This is a genomic window from Paenibacillus sp. YN15, assembly GCF_003285005.1.
Taxonomy (GTDB): domain Bacteria; phylum Bacillota; class Bacilli; order Paenibacillales; family NBRC-103111; genus Paenibacillus_AR.
Map to the genome: position 1 here is coordinate 1 of NZ_QMFA01000042.1, position 18,677 is coordinate 18,677.

At 59.5% G+C, this 18,677-nt stretch carries 16 protein-coding genes and 1 riboswitch; all 16 genes read left to right on the forward strand.

The genetic code is table 11. The features are described from left to right. The first annotated feature begins 81 nt into the window (after positions 1-81). The 16 genes from DQG13_RS24820 (at position 82) to purN (ending at position 18,576) form a co-directional block, all read left to right on the forward strand. Positions 82-300 carry a hypothetical protein gene (locus DQG13_RS24820; RefSeq protein WP_113022875.1) on the forward strand — a complete coding sequence of 73 codons (219 nt, stop codon included), beginning with the start codon at positions 82-84 and terminating at the stop codon, positions 298-300. A gap of 75 nt (positions 301-375) precedes the next feature. Beyond that, the gene (locus DQG13_RS24825) at positions 376-1,584 is read left to right on the forward strand and encodes a hypothetical protein (RefSeq protein ID WP_113022876.1); all 1,209 of its coding nucleotides are present in this window, start codon (positions 376-378) and stop codon (positions 1,582-1,584) included. A gap of 90 nt (positions 1,585-1,674) precedes the next feature. Continuing rightward, the gene (locus DQG13_RS24830) at positions 1,675-2,652 is read left to right on the forward strand and encodes a helix-turn-helix transcriptional regulator (RefSeq protein WP_113022877.1); all 978 of its coding nucleotides are present in this window, start codon (positions 1,675-1,677) and stop codon (positions 2,650-2,652) included. Positions 2,653-2,880: 228 nt separating this feature from the next. Beyond that, a complete protein-coding gene (locus tag DQG13_RS24835; RefSeq protein WP_220094444.1) occupies positions 2,881-3,495 on the forward strand; it encodes a GyrI-like domain-containing protein in 615 nt (204 codons plus the stop codon). Positions 3,496-3,647: 152 nt separating this feature from the next. Next, positions 3,648-5,006: a DUF2252 domain-containing protein gene (locus DQG13_RS24840; RefSeq protein ID WP_113022878.1), complete on the forward strand. Its 1,359-nt coding sequence runs from the start codon at positions 3,648-3,650 to the stop codon at positions 5,004-5,006. Positions 5,007-5,165: 159 nt separating this feature from the next. Next, on the forward strand, positions 5,166-6,548 hold the full coding sequence (locus DQG13_RS24845; RefSeq protein ID WP_113022879.1) for a S41 family peptidase: 1,383 nt from the start codon (positions 5,166-5,168) through the stop codon (positions 6,546-6,548). Positions 6,549-6,686: 138 nt separating this feature from the next. Continuing rightward, a riboswitch (purine riboswitch) is annotated at positions 6,687-6,788 on the forward strand. Positions 6,789-6,988: 200 nt separating this feature from the next. After that, complete coding sequence (gene purE, locus DQG13_RS24850; RefSeq protein ID WP_113022880.1) at positions 6,989-7,477, forward strand: 5-(carboxyamino)imidazole ribonucleotide mutase; 489 nt, start codon at positions 6,989-6,991, stop codon at positions 7,475-7,477. Positions 7,478-7,549: 72 nt separating this feature from the next. After that, complete coding sequence (purK, locus tag DQG13_RS24855) at positions 7,550-8,857, forward strand: 5-(carboxyamino)imidazole ribonucleotide synthase (protein WP_113022881.1); 1,308 nt, start codon at positions 7,550-7,552, stop codon at positions 8,855-8,857. 502 nt (positions 8,858-9,359) lie between these two features. After that, on the forward strand, positions 9,360-10,658 hold the full coding sequence (gene purB / locus DQG13_RS24860; protein WP_113022882.1) for an adenylosuccinate lyase: 1,299 nt from the start codon (positions 9,360-9,362) through the stop codon (positions 10,656-10,658). Between the two features lie 173 nt (positions 10,659-10,831). Further along, a complete protein-coding gene (locus DQG13_RS24865) occupies positions 10,832-11,719 on the forward strand; it encodes a phosphoribosylaminoimidazolesuccinocarboxamide synthase (protein WP_258525850.1) in 888 nt (295 codons plus the stop codon). An 86-nt stretch (positions 11,720-11,805) separates the two neighbouring features. Further along, the gene (gene purS, locus DQG13_RS24870) at positions 11,806-12,054 is read left to right on the forward strand and encodes a phosphoribosylformylglycinamidine synthase subunit PurS (protein WP_113022884.1); all 249 of its coding nucleotides are present in this window, start codon (positions 11,806-11,808) and stop codon (positions 12,052-12,054) included. 1 nt (position 12,055) lies between these two features. After that, positions 12,056-12,748 (forward strand): phosphoribosylformylglycinamidine synthase subunit PurQ, encoded by a 693-nt coding sequence (gene purQ, locus DQG13_RS24875; protein ID WP_113022885.1) that lies wholly within the window; start codon positions 12,056-12,058, stop codon positions 12,746-12,748. Further along, positions 12,726-14,978, forward strand: coding sequence for a phosphoribosylformylglycinamidine synthase subunit PurL (purL, locus tag DQG13_RS24880; protein ID WP_113022886.1), 2,253 nt, complete (start codon positions 12,726-12,728; stop codon positions 14,976-14,978). The genes purQ and purL overlap by 23 nt, the downstream gene beginning before the upstream one ends. After that, complete coding sequence (gene purF / locus DQG13_RS24885) at positions 14,960-16,441, forward strand: amidophosphoribosyltransferase (RefSeq protein WP_113022887.1); 1,482 nt, start codon at positions 14,960-14,962, stop codon at positions 16,439-16,441. The genes purL and purF overlap by 19 nt, the downstream gene beginning before the upstream one ends. Positions 16,442-16,900: 459 nt before the next feature. Further along, positions 16,901-17,941: a phosphoribosylformylglycinamidine cyclo-ligase gene (purM, locus tag DQG13_RS24890; RefSeq protein ID WP_113022921.1), complete on the forward strand. Its 1,041-nt coding sequence runs from the start codon at positions 16,901-16,903 to the stop codon at positions 17,939-17,941. Continuing rightward, the gene (gene purN, locus DQG13_RS24895) at positions 17,938-18,576 is read left to right on the forward strand and encodes a phosphoribosylglycinamide formyltransferase (protein ID WP_113022888.1); all 639 of its coding nucleotides are present in this window, start codon (positions 17,938-17,940) and stop codon (positions 18,574-18,576) included. Before purM ends, purN begins: the two co-directional genes overlap by 4 nt. Positions 18,577-18,677: the final 101 nt, after the last annotated feature.

Below are 18,677 nucleotides of genomic sequence, written 5' to 3' on the forward strand. Positions count from 1 at the left end.
GGCGCGTGCTAGTACCGTGCCCTTATAGGGCTGATGGAAGCCACCGGCTAAGCCGGTGGTTATGACTCGGCGGTTATCGTGATGGCCGTGCCGGAATATCTGCCGCTCCTGCGGCACCGTTACGAGCAGCTGGAGGGACGGCGTTACCGGGTATACTTCCGGGATGCGGCGAGCCTGGGTTCGGTGCTCTTGGGCTGTCCCTGTGAATACCGGATCGAGCGGCCGGGGTGGCTGCGCAATATGATGCAGAACCGGCTTAACCATATGCAGGCTTCCTTCCAGGGGACTTTGCCGCTATGACATCATATGGCAGAGCGGCGTGTTAGGATGTGGTTGTTGAAGCAGTTGACCCTCTAACAAAAGGAGCGTGCGGGTATGAGCGTGGTGCTGAACCGGTTGAAGTACCGGAATTTTTGGGTGACAAGGCTTGGAGCGCTGAAGGCGTGTATGGAGTTTTTGGGCAAAAAGGATTCGGATGCGTGGCTGTTCGGAGCGACAGGACATGCTTTTGTCCTCAATGTGGCGCCGGACGGGTGCAGCTCCGGTCCAACGGCGTGGAACTGCGATATGATCACCAATCTGGCCCATAATCTGGGGGTCAGCGTCAACGCGGTGAACGGCTGGACAACGGAGCATGATTTTGCCCTGAAGCAGAAGATTGCCTGGGAAAACACCAAGCGGGCGCTGGACAAGGGCCTGCCCTGCTACGGCTGGGAGCTGGGCATTCCGGAGTTTTACACCATTTGCGGCTATAACGAACACGGCTATCTGTACAAAGGCATTGGCACCCCCACGCTGCAATTTACGGCGGATATGAGCGTGTGGGAGGAAATTCTCCGGGGAGAGGCGGGACCGCAGCTGCGGGAGGCCTTTGCTTCCCAAGGAATACCCCTTGCCGGTCAAGTGACGTTTGGGCCGGGGGGTTATGGGGATATAGTTATCCGCTGTGAAGGAGCGGAGGGGGAATATTGCGCATTTCCCATGAACGGGCAGGTGCAGATTCATGATGACTATTCCCGCCACAGCGAAGGGCATAAGCCTTGGGAGGAGCTGGGCAATGCCTCTGTGGGCTGGCTTCATGCGGGTTGGTTGGAATTGGGGGCGGCCTCCGATGATTTCACCACGGTTCTGGAGGCGTTGGAGTTCGCCGTGGAATTTGCCGCCAATCCGCCCAAATGGGTGATGCCGGGTTATAAATCCGGCTTGCCCGGCTACGATAACTGGATTCATGCTGTGAGTCATGCGCCGGAGAACGACGATCCCCAAGGGCTGGCCTACAATGGGGAGGTCTGGGCGGAATGCCGCCGCTTTGCCGGCGCATTCCTGGAGGAAGCGGCCGACCGGATCGGCGGGCCTGCCGGAGCTTTACTGCGCGAGGCGGCCGTGCCTTACCAGGAGGTTGCCGCCAGCCTGGCCCGGTACCGCAGTCTCCTGCCCTTCTTTGGCCGGAAGCCCGGTATGCCGGAGGAGCTGCGCCGGGAGCTGCTGCAGGCGCTGGGGAACGCCCGGAAGGCGGAGGAGGCGGGGCTGGCGGCTCTGAAGACGGCATACGGCACGATGGAGGCGAAGCTCTCTGCCCGTTGACAATTGAACTTGGCGGAAGTGCAGCGGGTATCCTGCCGCCGACGGCGAGGAAAGTATGAAGCTTCCGGCAGATAAAAGGGGGACGTAAAGATGCGGATGGACAGACTGTTGAATATGGTGGCGCTTCTGGCCAACCGCCGGCAGATGAAGGCTCAGGAGCTGGCGGACCATTTTGGCGTGTCGGTGCGCACTATCTACCGGGATGCGGATACCATCAGTCTGGCGGGCTTTCCCATTGTCTCCTATCCCGGCGCGGGGGGCGGACTTGGCATCGCCGAAGGCTTCCGGCTGGACCGGACGGTGCTGTCGGAGGAGGAGCTGTCCAGCGTGCTGCTGGCTTTGCACAGCACCTCCGGCCTGTGGCCCGGCGATACCGGCTCCGCTGCCCTGGAGAAGCTGAAGGCGGTGCTGGCGGGAGCCTGCCGGGCTGAAGCGGGACATGCCTGGCTGCTGGAGGGGATGGACAGCCTGCGCTTCGACTATGCCCCGTGGAGCCGCCCGGAGGGGTATGCGGAGGAGCTTACGCTGCTGCGTCAAGGTGTGGAAGCCCGCCGCCTGGCCCGCTTCCATTATTTCAGCGCTGCGGGAGAGTCTGTGGAGCGTGTAGTGGAGCCTTATACCCTGGTGATGAAAAGCGGGCAGTGGTATCTTTACGCCTATTGCCTGCTCCGCCAGGATTTCCGGTTGTTCCGGCTCTCCCGGATGCGGGAGCTGGAGCTGGCGGAGGAGCATTTCCGGCGGCGCGAGACGGAAGCGGCTTCTCTGCCCTGGAACAACGAGTGGCCCATGGAGGGCTCTCAGGTGGAGCTGAAGCTGCGGTTTCCCGGGCGGCTGCGGCCGCTGGTGGAGGAATGGTTCGGCTGGGGGCTGCTTCACCTGGAGCCGGGCGGGGAAACCCAAGAGGAAGATCAGGTGGCCATCGTGCGGATGCCCGAGGATAACCGGCTCATTGGGTACTTGCTCAGCTTCGGAGAGCTGGTGGAGGTGCTGGAGCCGGAGCGCGTCCGCCGGAGGCTGCGGGAGGCGGCTTTGGCCGTGGCTGCCCGGTATGCGGACGGCGGGGAGTAAGCCGGAGCCCGCGCATACGCGGAAGTGCTGCCTCCGGCTTAGGCCCCTGAGTCAAGGGGATAATACAAGGAAAGGGCCGCGCTGCCCCTCCCCAGCCTCTTCCTTGCCTATGGAATTCCGCCAAACTGCCGGGTCTCCCGGGGCTTTTTTGAAAACCTGACGTTCTGTTGTCACAGCCTGGGGTTATACTGGGGAAGAAGAAGTCCCATATGACCAAGGAGGAAGGACATGGCAATGGACAAGCTGGATTTGAAGAAAGCATACCGCGAGCTTTACCGGGCCAAACCCCAGCCCGCGCTGGTGGAGGTGCCGCCGCTGCACTATCTGATGATTGACGGGGAAGGGAACCCCAATACGGCCCAGGCGTACAAGGAGTCGGTAGAGGCGCTGTTTTCCCTGTCTTATACCCTCAAATTTATGATCAAGCGTATGCCGGAGGGGACAGATTACGGCGTGATGCCTCTGGAGGGGTTGTGGTGGACCGAGCCCATAGAGGCGTTCAGCGTAGAGCGCAAGGAGGATTGGAAATGGACCTCCCTGATGCTGCAGCCGGACTTCATCACTCCGGCCCTTATGGAAGAAGCCCGGCAGCAAGCGGCCGCCAAAAAGGAGCTGCCCGCCCTCCCGCTCATCCGTTTGGAGCGCCTGGAGGAAGGAAAATGCGCCCAGGTGCTGCATATCGGCCCTTATGCGGAGGAGGCGCCCACTGTTCAGCGGCTGCATGATTTTATCCGGGAGCAGGGTCTACGCCTCCGGGGCAAGCACCACGAAATCTACTTGGGCGACCCCAGGCGCGCCGCTCCCGACAAGCTGCAAACCATCATCCGCCAGCCGGTGGAATGACAGCATTGGCTTTGCCGCTGCCTGCCGCCTATTTGACTTTGCCGCTGCCCTGGTTTTATGCTGATAATAGAAGCATCACCCACCGCGAGCACACCCCGATTGCCATTATGCAATAGGGGTGTTTTTGGCTATAAAAGAGGAGGATTTGCCTTATGTATGAATCCATTATCGAGAAGGTCAAGCATACCCACCGTCACCTCCGGCAGCAGGCGCTGGCCACCATGTTCGACCAGTTCGATATCCGCATTATGAAGCTGGACCAAACCGGCCGGATGCTGAAATACAGCAAAATGGCCGAGTCGCCCTATTCCTTTTTCCGCGGGAGCGCCTATCTGTTCTATTCCGACGTGTCCCGGGAGTGGTTCCCTTATCATACGGCGGAGGACCGGCCCACTTGGGTGCAGGGGGATCTGCACCTGGAGAATTTCGGCGCGTTCCGGGACGAAAACGGCGATCTGGTTTACGACATCAATGATTTTGACGAGGGCTGCCTGGGTTCCTATCTCTACGACCTGCTGCGGATGTCTGCAAGCATTGCCCTGGCGGGCCGGGAGCTGGGACTGGACGAGCGGGAGCGGATCGAAGCTATCGAAGCTTACGCGGAAGCCTATTACCGGCAAATCCGCAGGTTTGCCCAGCGGGAGGAGGACCCGTCCCGGCTGCAGTTCGGCGAGGACAATACCGAGGGCAGCATCCGCAAGCTTTTGCGCAAGCTGGCAAAGCGGGAGCCACATAAGTTTGTGCTGTCGGTGACAGACGGCGTTAGTGACCGGCGTTTTGTCCGTTCTGTGGAGCTGGAGGAGGTGGAGGCGGAAACACGCAAGGCCCTTCTGGCCGCCTGGCGGGAATATACCGCGATGCTGGGGCGGGAGCGGGGGATTGAAGCGCGTTTTTTGCAGATAAAGGATATGGCGGTGAAAAAGGGCTCGGGTACGGCGTCCATTGGGCTGGACCGCTATTATCTGCTCATTGAAGGGGGCGGCGCGGCGGATGCCCTGGATGATGTGGTGCTGGAGGTAAAGGAGGCGCGGGTGCCGATACCGGCTTATTTTTTGCCGTACCGGGAGGAGTTCTGGCAGGAATTTGGCCATCAGGGCAAGCGGGTGGCGGCAACCCAGCAGGCTATGCACCATGAGGCGGACCCGTTTCTTGGCTATCTGACTGTCGGAGGCAAGCATTATTACATCCGGGAGCGCTCCCCTTATAAGAAGAAGCTGAAGCTTTCCGATCTGGAGGGGAAAAAGGATTTTCTTGAGGCGCTGGAGATTATGGGGCGGATTACGGCCAAGGCCCATGCCCGGGCGGATGCGGATGTGGAAAACGGCATGCTGTCCTACCATAGCGAGGATGAGATTGCGCAGGCCATGGGAGACAAAAGCGGTGTGTTCACCAGGGATTTGGCCCTGTGGGCGATGTCTTATGCAAGGCAGACGGAGGAGGATTACCGGCTGTTTCTGGACTGGGTGCAGCAGGGCGCTCCGGCTGCCGGGGAGCTTCTTTTGCCGGAGTAAGAAGGAGAGGTTCTGTCCGGGGTTGGAAAAGGCCGGGTTTGGAGACGCCCACCGGGGTATGGTAAAATATCCTTTTATAAGACCGGTAACCAACTTGGCGTCCGGCACAAGCATGCATAAGCGGTTTTCCCCTGCGGAAAGCCCTGGGAGGTCGTTTGGATGGGCAAGCGTTTCAGGAGCACAGCAACTGCAGTAATCGTCACGGCGGTGGCCGCCAGCGGCTTAACCTTTGCCTATACCCGCAATCATTACGAGAAATGGGACAAGCTGGATGCGGTGTATCAGCATCTGGCGGCGGAATATGTGGAGCCGGTGACGGAGAGCAAGCTGCTGGACGGGGCGTTGGACGGCATGATGAAGGCGCTGGATGACCCGTATTCCGTTTATATGAACCAGGAGGAATCCAAAAGCTTCGGAGAGGTGATCAGCTCCTCTTTTGTGGGCATTGGAGCGGAGATTGAGGAGCGGGACGGGCGGATTGTCATCGTGTCCCCCATTAAGGGCGCGCCTGCCGAGAAGGCGGGGCTTAAGCCCAATGACCGGATTGTCAAGCTGGGCGAAACCAGTCTCATCGGCATGAAGTCTACGGAGGCGGTGAAGCTGCTCCGCGGCGAGAAGGGCACCAAGGCCGAGCTGACCATCGAAAGACCCGGGGAAACCGAGCCGATCCAGGTGACTGTCATCCGGGATGTAATTCCCATTGAGACGGTGTACAGCAACCTGCTGGACAACGGCATCGGGGTGATTCAAATCACTTCCGTTTCGGAGACAACGGGCGCAGAGTTCGCCAAGCAGCTGTCTGAGCTGAAAGGAAAGGGGATGAAGGGGCTGGTGCTGGATTTGCGCCAGAATCCCGGCGGTCTGCTGGACCAGGCGGTGGAAATCGGCGAGATGCTGCTCCCCGCAGGCCAAACGCTGCTTAAGGTAGAGGACCGGGACGGGCGGACCCAGGAATACCGGGCAAGAGGCAGCGGCAAGAATCCCAGCGTGGCGGGTTTGCCCATGGTGGGCCTCATCGACGGCGGCACAGCCAGCGCCGGAGAGATCCTGGCAGGCGCGTTGAAGGAATCGGCAGGCGCCAAGCTGGTGGGCGAGAAAACCTTCGGCAAGGGCACGGCCCAGACCATTATGAACCTGAAGGACGGCTCCACGGTGAAATACACCAATGCCAAGTGGCTGACTCCCGGCGGCACATGGATTCACAAAACCGGCATCGCTCCCGATGTGGAGGTGGCTTTGCCGGAATATGCCTCAACGCCTTATGTCAGCCCCGACAAGGAGTGGAAGCAGGACAGCTATGCCACCGAGGTGAAAAGCATCCAGGTGATGCTGGGAGCGCTGGGGTTTGATCCCGGCCGGAAGGACGGATACTTCGACGGGAAAACGGCGGAGGCTGTGAAGGCATTCCAATCCGCCCAGAGCTTCGAAGCCACCGGCGTGGCAGGCGGGGAAACCCTGCGGAGGATGACGGAGCTTTTGGCAGCGGAGTTGAAAAAGAATGACCCGCAGCTCCAGGCGGCAATCAAGCTTTTGGCTCCTTGAGCGAGGTTCTGAAGGCTATGAAACCGCCTCCTTAAAATACGAACTATATTCATCCTTTCTACACAAACGTTCGGTTTTTAAGGTTGACATAGCCGCTATGGGACTGTTAAACTTAACATGGACAAGTAAACTATTATATTTTGCATTCGTTGCATGACTCGTATATCTTCGGGGATAGGGCCCGAACGTTTCTACCCGGCAACCGTAAATTACCGGACTACGAGCGAAGGATGCCTGATTTGGGTCTGCCCACGCGGGACATACGCGGCAGCCGTATTCGCTCATATCCGTAAATTGCATTTTGCCCGTCGCCGGCCGCCTGTTTCTTTGGGCTCCGGTGGCGCTGCATGCGCGCAGCTTATCTGCTTTTGCGGCCACAGGTGAATACCGGCTTGCCGCGTTTTTTATCCCTTTTATTCCTATAGAAAGAAGGATGTCAGATGACGCCAGTTGTCGGAGTAATCATGGGCAGCCAGTCGGATTGGGAAACCATGAAGCTTGCTTGCCAGCCTTTGGAGGAATTCGGCATTCCTTATGAAAAGAAAGTGGTGTCCGCCCACCGCACCCCGGATTTGATGTTTGAATACGCGGAGCAGGCGGCCGGGCGCGGCATCAAGGTGATCATTGCCGGAGCGGGCGGAGCCGCCCATCTGCCGGGGATGGTGGCGGCCAAGACGGTGCTGCCGGTTATTGGCGTCCCTGTGAAGACCTCCACCCTGAACGGGCTGGACTCGCTGTTGTCCATTGTGCAAATGCCGGGGGGCATTCCCGTGGCTACGGTAGCCATCGGAAACGCCGGGGCCACCAACGCGGGTTTGCTGGCTGCGCAGATTCTGGGGGCGTTTGACCGGTCGTTGGCGGCCAAGGTAACCTCGCGGCGGGAGCGGATCAGCCGGGAAGCGATGGAGAGCAGCGAGCGGCTTGTGTAAGTGACCGGCCGAACGGCGGCGCATGGCTTATGTGGGAAAGACGGACGGCAGCGGAAAGGTGGACGGGCTTTCATGAACGGAAATGACAGATTGGGCGAGCGGGAGAGAGAGCCGGTTGCTCAGGCGGCGACGGATGGCTGCTCCGGCAGCGGAGCAGCGGGGCAGACGCAGGCTGACGGCAAAACCCCGGGAGAGATACAGTCCGGTGCCGGCCGAGGCAAAGTGATTCTCCCCGGCAGCACCATCGGCGTGCTGGGGGGCGGACAGCTGGGCCGGATGCTGGCGTTGGCGGGGACGCATATGGGCTACCGCTTCGCCACGCTGGAGCCAACCCCGGATTCCCCCATGCAGCAGGCAGGGGCCCGCCAGATTACGGCGTCCTACGGGGATGAGGCGGCGGCCCGGGAGCTGGCCCGGATCTCCGATGTGATCACCTACGAATTTGAGAATGTCAGCTCCGGGGTGGCGGAGATGCTGGCGCAAGAGTCCTACGTGCCCCAGGGCAGCACCTTGCTGCACACCACCCAGCACCGGCTGCGGGAGAAGCGGGCCATTGAGGCGGCCGGTGTTCCCGTGGCGCCTTATGCGCCTGTCGGCAGCCTGGCGGAGCTGGAGGCTGCGGTGGCCCGGTTCGGCACCCCCTGCGTGCTGAAGACCGTCTCCGGCGGCTATGACGGCAAGGGCCAATGGGTGCTTCGTTCGCCGGAGGAATGCGGCGCAGCCTATGAGACCCTGAGCCGCAGCGGCGTAGAGCTGGTGCTGGAGAAGTTCATTGCCTTCAGCCAGGAGATATCGGCGATTGCCGCCAGAAGTCCCCGGGGTGAGGTGAAGGTGTTCCCGGTGGCGGAGAATATCCATGTGGGCAACATCCTGCACCTGTCCATTGTGCCGGCGCGGATTCCGGCGGAGGTGCGCCGCCGGGCCGGAGAGCTGGCGGTGCGGCTGGCGGAGTCCCTGGACATGGTAGGGCTCTTGGCAGTGGAGATGTTTGTGACGGAGGCCGGAGAGCTGTACGTGAATGAGCTGGCCCCCCGCCCCCACAACTCCGGTCACTATACCATGGAGGCCTGCGCCACCTCCCAGTTCGAGCAGCATGTGCGGGCCGTCTGCAATTTGCCCCTGGGTCCGGTGGAGCTGCTGTCCCCGGTAGTGATGGTGAATGTGCTGGGCGAGCACCTGGCCCCGCTGCTGGATTGGCTGGCCGGACAGGAGCGGGAGCCGGAGGGGGTGGCCCTGAAGCTTCACCTCTACGGCAAAGCGGAGGCCAAGGCCCGGCGGAAGATGGGCCACGTGAACCTGCTGGCGCAGGACGCGGCTGCGGCGCTCGATTGGGTCCGCAGCACCGGCATCTGGGCAGCGGAGTGCCGGGAATGGAGCTAGAAGGCAGTCCGCGCCCGGCAGGGTGGCGGTACAGGCCGGAGAGGGCCGAATCGGGCGGCGCCAGGTCCGCCGGTGCCTGATAATCGCACAGTGGCCATTGGATGCTGTCAGATTCGACGGGCCTAATCCAACGGTTCAGGATCGCACGGTGCGGGGATTCGACGGTATCGGCCCCAGCCAGTAGATGCCCATCCTGCAAAAATGCAGTTAATTCCGGAGCATTTGGCAATAGTGGCCGCCTATCCTGCAAAAATACAGTTATTTTGCGGTTGAACCCGCTAATCCGGCCAGAATGACTGGAAATAGTTGCACTTTTGCAAGAAGCCCTCTTTTATAGAGAAGGATGGGGAAAAATAACTGCAGTTTTGCATTTTGACTACCCTTTGATCTGTATTTGCAGCAGCACAAGGTTAACTGTAACTGCAACGCAATTGAATCCATACCGCCGGCCCACAACCGGCGCAACTATATGAGCAGTAAGCATACGATTAGGAGGTTCCACATGCTGGAGCGTTATAGCCGCAAGGAAATGTCGTCCATTTGGACAGAAGAGAATAAATTCAAGGCCTGGCTGGAGGTGGAGATTCTCTCCTGCGAAGCCTGGGCGGAGCTGGGAGTGATCCCCAAGGAGGACGTAACCGCTCTCCGCGCCAACGCCACCTTCAATATTGACCGCATCTATGAGATTGAGCAGGAAACCCGCCATGACGTCATCGCCTTTACCCGCGCAGTTTCCGAATCCCTTGGCGAAGAGCGCAAATGGGTCCACTACGGGCTGACCTCCACAGACGTGGTGGATACCGCCCTGGGTTATTTGCTGCTGCAGGCCAACCGGATTCTGGAGAAGGACCTGGAGAATTTCATCGCCATCCTGAAAGACAAGGCCATCGCCTACAAGGACACTCCCATGATGGGGCGCACCCACGGCGTTCATGCGGAGCCGACTACCTTCGGGCTGAAGATGGCCTTGTGGCATGAAGAAATGAAGCGGAACCTGGAGCGTTTCCGCCGCGCCGCGGACGAGGTGCAATACGGCAAAATCTCCGGCGCAGTAGGCACCTACGCCAACATTGATCCCTTCATTGAAGAGTATGTTTGCGGCAAGCTGGGCACCAAGCCTGCGCCCATCTCCACCCAAACTCTCCAGCGGGACCGCCACGCCCAATACATGGCGACGCTGGCGCTTATCGCCACCTCCATGGACAAGTTCGCCACCGAAATCCGCGCGCTCCAGAAGAGCGAGTTCCGCGAGGTGGAGGAGCCCTTCGCCAAGGGCCAAAAAGGCTCCTCGGCTATGCCCCACAAGCGCAACCCCATCGGCTGCGAGAACATCTCCGGCCTCTCCCGTGTCATCCGCGGCCACATGCTGTCCGCCTACGAGAATGTGCCGCTGTGGCATGAGCGGGACATTTCCCACTCCTCCGTGGAGCGGATCATCCTGCCCGACGCCACCGCTCTCCTGGACTACATGCTGAACCGCCTGGGCAACATCATCAAGAACCTGACCGTGTTCCCGGAAAATATGAAGCGCAACATGCAAAGCACCTACGGCGTGCCCTTCTCCGGACGGGTGATGACCAAGCTCATCGACAAGGGCGCGAGCCGGGAGCAGGCTTACGATACGGTCCAGCCCAACGCCATGAAGGCATGGGAGGAGCAGCGCCAATTCCGCTCCATTATTGAAGCGGACGCAACCATCTCCAAAACTTTGACTGCGGAGGAAATCGACGATTGCTTCAATCCCTCATGGCATCTGAAGCATGTGGACACCATTTTCCGCAAGCTGGGACTAACTGAATAAAGAGCTTGCTTCTACCGGCTGCCCGGGGCTTACGACAGTCCCGCGGCGGCTTCAGCCGGGGGCTTTTCACATAACGCTTCACCAGACTGGATTAGAGCAACACACGGCGCTGGCGCCGGATCTTATGCCCTCACCTTCAACCGGCGGGGCGCAAAACAGGAGGCATCCTTAACGTGGTGACAACAACATTGTCCACGGCGGTGGAATTGGTCAAGGCTCCGCTTTTGTACAAAGGCAAGGTGCGGGAGCTGTACGATTTGGGCGAGGAAATGCTTTTGGTGGTGACGGATCGGATCTCCGCATTCGATTATGTCCTGTCCCCGGCTGTTCCCGACAAGGGGAATATGCTGAATCAGATCAGCCGCTTCTGGTTTGAACAGACTGCATCCCTTCAGGAGAATCATGTGGTGCATACGGATGTGGAGCGGTTGGGGGAGCTGGTAACGGCGCCGGAGCAACTGAAGGACCGGATCATGGTTGCCAAAAAGGCTCAGCGCATCGACATCGAATGTATTGTCCGCGGTTATATTACCGGAGGCGGCTGGCGGCAGTACCAGGCCACCGGCGAGATCAACGGGCGCAAGCTGCCGGAAGGACTGCGCAAGAACCAGGAGCTGCCGGAGCCGATTTTTACCCCCTCCGCCAAAAACGATGTGGGCCACGACGAGGACATCTCCATTGCGCGGATGAAGGAACTGGTGGGCGCGGAGCTTACCGATGAGCTGGAGCGCCGCAGCATTATGCTGTACAAGGCGGCCCATGAATACTGCCGCAAGCGGGGCATTATTCTGGCGGACACCAAGTTCGAGTTCGGCATCCTGGACGGGCGGATTATTCTCATCGACGAGATTTTTACGCCGGATTCCTCCCGCTTCTGGGCGGTGGAGAATTACGCCTTGGACACGGAGATCGACAGCATGGACAAGGAGCCGGTGCGCACCTATCTGGCAGGCTCCGGCTGGGACAAAAACAGCCCGCCCGACCCGCTGCCGGCAGAGGTGGTGGAGGCGACGGCCAACCGCTACCGGGAAATTTACCGCAGGCTGACGGCGGCGGAGTAAGCTGCCGATTGTGGAGTGCAAATGTTCAGCCCCCATATTTTGCTGCGGGGCACTATATGAAATGACTTTCGGGAGGAATCCGGCAAATGATCAAAGCGACAGTATATGTGACCATCAAGCAAAGCGTGCTTGATCCCCAAGGCAATGCCGTCCAGGGTGCGCTGCACTCCATGGGCTTTAACGAAGTGGGCAAGGTGCGCATCGGCAAATACCTGGAACTGACCCTGAACACCGTTGACCGGAACGAGGCGGAAGCCCGGGTGCGGACCATGTGCGAGAAGCTGCTCGCCAATACCGTCATCGAAGACTACCGCTTTGAACTGGAGGGCTACTAAAATGAAATTCGCAGTGTTGGTCTTTCCAGGCTCCAACTGCGACCTGGATTGCTACAAAGCGGTAGAGTCCACCATCGGCCAGTCGGTGGAATATGTCTGGCATACGGAGACGGACCTCTCCGCCTACGATTGCATTATTGTCCCCGGCGGCTTCTCCTACGGGGATTACCTGCGGTGCGGCGCCATTGCCCGTTTTGCTCCCGTGATGGGGGCATTGGTGGAGGCGGCGGCCCAAGGCAAATACATCATCGGCATCTGCAACGGCTTCCAGATCCTCACCGAGGCGGGACTTCTGCCGGGGGCGCTCCTGCGCAACCAGTCCCTGAAATTCCGCTGCCATTCCACGATGTTGAAGGTGGAGAACAACAATACCCCCTTCACCTCCGAATATGCGGCCGGCGAAAAGATCGACATTCCCATCGCCCACGGGGAAGGCAATTTCTACTGCGATGAAGCCACCCTGCAGGAGCTTGCGGCCCATAACCAGATCGTCTTCCGCTACGCCGGGGAAAATCCCAACGGCTCCGTCGGCGATATTGCCGGGGTATGCTCCAAGGACGGCCGGGTGCTGGGCATGATGCCCCATCCGGAGCGGGCGGTCAGCCAACTGTTGGGCTCCGAGGACGGCGTGCGGATTTTCAAATCGATTTTGAACACCTGGAGGGAAAAACATGGCGCAGCAGCTATCGGCTAAGGAGCCCAATGCACAGCAGATCGAGGAACAACAGATTTACCGCCAGTTTGGCGTAACCGACGAGGAATATGCCAAGATCTGCGGCTTCCTTGGACGCAAGCCCAATTATGTGGAGATCGGCGTGTTCAGCGTCATGTGGTCGGAGCATTGCTCCTACAAAAATTCCAAGGTTGTGCTGAAGAAATTCCCCGTCACCGGACCGAGAGTGCTCATGGGTCCCGGCGAGGGAGCAGGCATCGTGGACATCGGCGACAACCAGGCGGTCGTGTTCAAAATTGAAAGCCATAACCATCCATCGGCTGTGGAGCCGTATCAAGGCGCGGCAACCGGGGTGGGGGGCATTATCCGGGATATTTTTTCCATGGGCTCGCGGCCTGTGGCTCTGCTCAACTCCCTGCGCTTCGGCAAGCTGGACAATGAGCGCGTAAAATATCTGTTCGAGCATGTGGTATCCGGCATTGCAGGCTACGGCAACTGTATCGGCATTCCCACCGTCGGCGGGGAGGTTATGTTTGACGAAAGCTACGAGGGCAATCCGCTGGTAAACGCCATGTGCGTGGGACTTATCGATCATGACAAGATTCAGAAGGGTGTGGCCCAGGGCATCGGCAACCCGGTTTTCTACGTGGGACCGGCCACCGGACGGGATGGCATTCACGGCGCCACCTTCGCTTCCGTAGAGCTGACGGAAGAGTCCGAGGCCAAACGGACGGCGGTTCAGGTAGGCGATCCCTTTATGGAAAAGCTGGTGCTGGAAGCAACCCTGGAGCTTATCGACTCCGGCATTGTAGTGGGCATCCAGGATATGGGCGCAGCAGGCCTTACCTGCTCCAGCTCGGAAATGGCCAGCAAGGCGGGCAACGGCATGGAGCTGTATCTGGACGAGGTGCCCCAGCGCGAGGAGGGGATGACCCCTTACGAAATGATGCTGTCGGAATCCCAGGAGCGGATGCTGTTTGTGGTGAAGCCGGAGCATGAGGAGCAGGCCAAGGCGATTTTTGACCGGTGGGGACTCCATTGCGCCAAGGTGGGCAAAGTAACGGATGACGGCAACCTGAAGCTGTTCCACAAGGGCGAGCTGGTGGGCAACATGCCTGTAACGGCGCTGGTGGACGAGTGCCCCATGTATCACAAGCCTTCGGAAGTGCCTGCTTATTATGTGGAAAATGCTTCTGTAGACACCCTGCGTTATCCCGCCCCGGCCAGCCTGGAGGAGGCGCTGCTAAAGGTGCTGGGCTCCCCGACGGTAGCCAGCAAGGAATGGGTGTATAACCAGTATGACTTTATGGTGCGGACGGAGACCTTTGTCCAACCGGGCTCGGATGCGGCCGTAGTCGGCGTTCCCGGCACCCGCAAGGCGTTGGCTATGACCACGGACTGCAACAGCCGTTATGTGTATCTTGATCCGGAAGCGGGCGGAGCCATTGCCCTGGCGGAAGCGGCCCGAAATATTGTCTGCTCCGGCGGCGAGCCTTTGGCGATTACGGACAACCTGAATTTCGGCAGCCCGGAGAAGCCGGAGATTTTCTGGCAATTGGAAAAAGCGGTGGACGGCATGGCAGAGGCCTGCCGGCGTCTCGGCACGCCTGTTATCGGCGGCAATGTAAGCTTGTACAACGAAAACAACAAAGGCGCCATTTACCCCACACCGGTGGTAGGTATGGTGGGTCTGGTCCATGATACCGACCATATTACCACTCAGGGCTTCAAGCAGGAGGGGGATGTGATCCTTCTGTTGGGTGACACCCGTGCAGAGCTGGGAGGAAGCGAATTCCAGTACGCGGTTCACGGTGTAACCGAAGGGCGTCCGCCGGTTATTGATCTGGATGTGGAAAAGAAGCTGCTGGACGGCGTGCTTTCCGCCATTCAAGCGGGTCTGGTGGCCTCGGCCCATGATGTGTCCGACGGCGGTTTGGCTGCGGCCTTGGCAGAGTCCTGCATCAGCGGCCGTGTTGGCGCTTCGGTGAAGCTGGCCTCGGAGCTGCGTGCGGACCATCTTTTGTTCAGCGAAAGCCAGTCACGGATATTGGTGAGCGTGAAGGCCGATAAGGCTGCGGCGCTGGTTGCCCACTTGTCCGCTACCGGTGTTCCCGTGGGCGAGATCGGCCGCGTAGCCGGTGTTGGCGGTGATTTGAAGATTGACCTGAATGGAGCCACGATCCTCGACACCCCTGTTGCGAAGCTAGAAAAGGTTTGGAAGGATGCGATTCCATGTCTGATGAAATCCTGATCCACTCCGACCAGCCCGCGTTATGGACCGGCCGGTATTATAACGAGGGTGTGGACTCTCAGGTGTTTGACAAGCTTAGGGAGGAGTGTGGCGTCTTCGGCGTGTTCAACCATACCGAAGCGTCGGCTTTGGCCTACTTCGGCCTTCATGCGCTCCAGCACCGGGGGGAGGAATCCGCCGGCATCTGCACCACGGACGGAGAGCAGTTCTATGTTCACCGGGGGATGGGACTGGTGAAGGAGGTTTTTGACAACGACAGGATTCTGTCGCTGAAGGGCTCCACCGCCATCGGCCACGTGCGCTACTCCACGGCGGGGGCCAGCAAGCTGCAAAATGCCCAGCCTCTGGTATTCCGCTTCCGCGGCGGCGATCTGGCCATTGCCACCAACGGCAATCTGGTGAATGCCGACGAGCTGCGCCGGGAGCTGGAGGAGGCAGGCTCCATCTTCCAGACCACCAGCGATACGGAGGTGCTGATCCACCTCATTGCCCGGTCCAAGCACCATGATCCGCGGCTGGCAGTAAAAGAAGCGCTGCAGCGGGTGGTGGGCGGCTTCGCCTTCCTGATTTTGATCAACGATACCCTGTTTGTGGCCCAGGACCCCAACGGTCTGCGCCCGTTGATGATCGGCACCCTGGACGGGGGGTATGTGTTTGCCTCCGAAACCTGCGCATTTGAGACTGTAGGCGCGGCTTATCTGCGGGATGTGCAGCCGGGAGAGCTGCTGATTTTTGACAAAGATGGCATGACCGAGGACCGGTTCGCGGAGATGACCCGGCGTTCCCTGTGCGCCATGGAGTTCATCTATTTCTCCCGTCCGGACAGCGACGTAGACAATATCAACCTGCATATGGCCCGGAAGCGGATGGGGATGCGGCTGGCGATGGAAAGCTTTGTGGATGCGGATGTGGTGACGGGCGTGCCGGACTCCAGTATCTCCGCGGCTATCGGCTTTGCCGAGCAGACGGGCATTCCGTATGAGATCGGGCTGATCAAAAACCGCTACACCGGCCGGACCTTCATCCAGCCCAGCCAGGAGCTGCGGGAGCGGGGCGTGAAGATGAAGCTGTCCGCGGTGCGCAAGGTGGTGGAGGGCAAGCGGGTAGTCATGATCGACGACTCCATTGTCCGCGGCACTACCTCCCTGCGGATTGTGAACATGCTGCGGGAGGCGGGGGCGCGGGAGGTCCATGTGCGGATCAGCTCGCCGCCGTACATGAATCCCTGCTTCTACGGCATTGATACCCCCAGCCGGAGCGAATTGATCGCCTCCAGCAAGACGGTGGAGGAGATACGCCAGGCGATCAATGCAGACTCGCTGCATTTTCTGTCCAAGCAGGGACTGATCGAGGCCATCGGCCGTCCCGCGTCGGAGTATAACCGGGGCATGTGCCTGGGCTGCTTCGACAACGACTACCCCACTCCGGTGGCGGATGCGGAGAAGGCGGGCTGCAGCTGCTAGAGGGGCGGTTGCCGGAAGAGAATAGCGTACATGATTGGTATGCTATTTGTCTTTTTTCGCCGGAAAACCGGAAATAGCATACATGTTTTGTATGTTATTTCTTCGATAATGGCGCAATTGCAGGGTTTCCACTTGAATAGCAAGCATTTTATGTACGCTATTTGGCTTCAAACAAGAGAAAAAACGGAATAGCGTACATTTTGTGCCGCTTACATCAGATGATCTGTTGCGGCAGGATGAACCAGTTACATCAGATGATCTGTTGCGGCAGGATGAACCAGTTACATCAGATGATCTGTTGCGGCAGGATGATCCAGTTACATCAGATGATCTGTTGCGGCAGATGATCCAGTTACATCAGATGACCAGTTGCGGGTTAGCCTGGCGGGCTATTCCCGGGATGGCGGCCCCGCAACGTGCAGCAGCTTTACCATTTACTTAACCAAAGGAGCGATCCCGGTGTCAGAAGCCTACAAACAAGCTGGTGTCGATATAGCCGCAGGCAATGAAGCGGTGGAGAGGATGAAGAAGCATGTCGGCCGGACGATGCGCCCCGAGGTGCTGACCGGTCTGGGCGGCTTCGGCGGTCTGTTCGGATTGGACAAAAACGGCTACCAGGACCCGGTGCTGGTTTCCGGCACGGACGGCGTAGGGACCAAGCTGAAGCTGGCCTTCGAGCTGGACAAGCATGATACCATCGGCATCGATGCCGTGGCCATGTGCGTCAACGACATTGTGGTGTCCGGCGCCGAGCCTCTGTTCTTCCTGGATTATCTGGCTTGCGGCAAGCTGGTGCCGGAGAAGATCGAAGCCATTGTCGCCGGCGTGGCCGAGGGCTGCGTTCAGGCCGGCTGCGCGCTGATCGGCGGGGAAACCGCCGAGATGCCGGGCATGTATCAGGATGGCGAATACGATATCGCCGGTTTCTCCGTGGGTGTGGTGGACCGGCCCAAGATTGTGGACGGCACCGCCATCCGCCCGGGTGACGCCGTGATCGGCCTGGGCTCCACAGGGGTTCACAGCAACGGCTTCTCCCTGGTGCGCAAGCTCCTGCTGGAGACCAAAGGCTACAGCCTGGAGGCCCGGATAGAAGGCTTGAACGGAACTCTCGGCGAGGTGCTGCTTGCCCCCACCAAAATTTATGTAAAATCCATCCTGGCGCTGCTGAAGCAGGTGGAAGTCAAGGGCATGGCCCATATTACCGGCGGCGGCTTCCTGGAGAATATTCCGCGCTGCCTGCCCGACGGGGTGAATGTGGAGATCGATTACGGCTCCTGGCCGATCCATCCCATTTTCCACCTGATGCAAAAAGACGGCAATATTACCAACAACGATATGTTCCGCACCTTCAACATGGGCATCGGCATGGTGCTGATTGTGCCTGAGGCGGAAGCGGAGAAGGCGTTGAAGCTGGCGGAGGAGCATGGAGAGAAGGCATACCGCCTTGGCCGTGTTACTCCCGGAGAAAAGATCGTTACCTTTGCAGGTGCGGAGGTATGATCAGCCCGGCCTCTTTTTCGGGAGAGGCGCAGCCTCTGCGGATCGCGGTGTTTGCCTCCGGCGGCGGCAGCAATTTCCAGGCGATAGCCGATGCCATTGCCGAAGGCAAGCTCCATGCGGAGCTGAAGCTGCTGGTCTGCGACAAGCCCCAGGCGGCCGTGGTGGAGCGGGCAGCCAAGGCGGGAGTGCCCGCCTTCGTCTTCCGCCCCAAGGATTACCCCGGCCGGGAGGCTTATGAGGAGGAAATCCTGCGGAAGCTCCGGGAGGCCCGGGTGGAGCTGGTGGTGCTGGCCGGGTATATGCGGATTCTCACGGATGTGATGGTGCAGGGCTATTGGGGACGGATGCTGAATATCCATCCCTCGCTGCTGCCGTCTTTTCCGGGAATGCACGCGGTCCGGCAGGCTCTGGATTACGGAGTCAAGGTTACCGGCGTGACTGTCCATATTGTGGACGGGGGACTGGACAGCGGACCGATTGTGGCCCAGCGGGCCGTAGAGCTCCGCGAAGGGGACACGGAGGATTCCGTCAGTGAGCGGATTCACCGCATTGAGCACGAGCTGTATCCCCAGGTGGTGCAGGATATCGCCAGCGGGAAAATCAAGCTGGAGCAGCTGGTCCGGCAGGAGCAGTAGGCAAAAGGATCATCTGCCGGGACGTATGGTGCAGCGGATAGGGTAAATCGGACAGGGTTGAATCGGATATGAACAAACGGATACTTCAACAAAAAAGGACG